This window comes from Veillonella sp. CAG:933 (genome assembly GCF_000431435.1).
Taxonomy (GTDB): domain Bacteria; phylum Bacillota; class Negativicutes; order Veillonellales; family Veillonellaceae; genus Veillonella_A.
The window spans coordinates 1-1,066 of record NZ_HF986118.1 but is presented as its reverse complement, the minus strand read 5'-3'; the positions used below and the strand labels follow the sequence as shown (position 1 = coordinate 1,066).

At 31.8% G+C, this 1,066-nt stretch carries 3 protein-coding genes; 2 read left to right on the top strand and 1 reads right to left on the bottom strand.

The features are described 5' to 3' along the window. Positions 1 to 203: hypothetical protein (locus QZL64_RS00935; RefSeq protein ID WP_296309093.1), on the bottom strand; the 203-nt coding region annotated here is incomplete at its 3' end. A gap of 258 nt (positions 204 to 461) precedes the next feature. Between QZL64_RS00935 and QZL64_RS00930 the strand changes: the two genes are divergently transcribed. Then, complete coding sequence (locus QZL64_RS00930) at positions 462 to 731, top strand: hypothetical protein (protein WP_021840186.1); 270 nt, start codon at positions 462 to 464, stop codon at positions 729 to 731. Positions 732 to 744: 13 nt separating this feature from the next. Then, complete coding sequence (locus QZL64_RS00925) at positions 745 to 936, top strand: hypothetical protein (protein WP_021840185.1); 192 nt, start codon at positions 745 to 747, stop codon at positions 934 to 936. The last annotated feature ends 130 nt before the right edge of the window (positions 937 to 1,066 follow it).

Genomic DNA, 1,066 nt, shown 5'->3' with positions numbered 1-1,066 from the left:
TCATCTTCGTGTTCCTTAGTACTACCATATGCAGCCATTAACTGCATCACAACAGGTCTAGTTTGCTCTTGCAGCACCTTTCTTAGACCTGCTTGTCTGAACTCGCACACTGCATAGCGTGCTTTGCCGTCTTTGGAGGTTTTTACCTCTACTTTCGTAAGTTCGTAGTTCTTTACGTCTTTATCCTTGATAGACAAATCCATAGCATTTTACGGTTACCTATACACCATAAGGTTCCATTGACACATTAACTCTTTGACGGGGGATTTCCCCTACTTGTTAGGAGAGGGGACTTGATATTGTACTGGTCCTCACTCTCAATTGCACACTATCAAAATTTTTATAATATTTTATTTTGATCCTCGCTTTCAATTATACCCACAAAAATATTTTTTATAAAAAATTTTTACAACACTTATTATTCATTTTCGTTCTCTAATTAGAATTTAAATAACAGCAATATGATATTTGAACAAGAATTAAAAGATAAAGGATTTGAAATTAAAGATAATCAACTCTATTATGAATTTAGTGACTTTGAGCTATTAAGAGCTAGAGTAAGTGAATGGGATTGCGCTGATGGTACTAAAGCTTTGAAAGTATCAGATCTTAGGTTAATGAATCCTATGGAGGAAGGTATGGCTCATATGATGATTTCATATTCACTTTACTTTAGGGATATTAACAAATTTTATGAATTATTAACACTTTTAGGTTATAAGATACGTTAAAAATAGTTAAATTGTGTTAAAAGAATTAACAGTTAAAGAGGTAGAAGCTATCCTAAGTAAAGATAATAATGTGTATGGTATAGATAGTATTGGTGATCATGTATATAAAATACCAGGTTTAGGGTATACAGGACCTAAAGGAGCTACTAGATTTGTAAATGAATTAAGGCAACAGGTTAATGAATTGTCTACGAAACTCTCGTAGATATGTTAAATAATCATAAATAATGTTAAAATGACACGTTGTGAATGGCTAGAAGAACATGGTTTTATTAAGATAAAAGACCATTGGAATGGTAATTGGAACTATAGAACTTATCAAAAAATATACGAAA

What these genes read in the sequence shown, in the direction of transcription:
- QZL64_RS00930 (WP_021840186.1), top strand. Translation starts at nt 462, where the DNA reads ATGATATTTGAACAAGAATTAAAAGATAAAGGATTTGAAATTAAAGAT.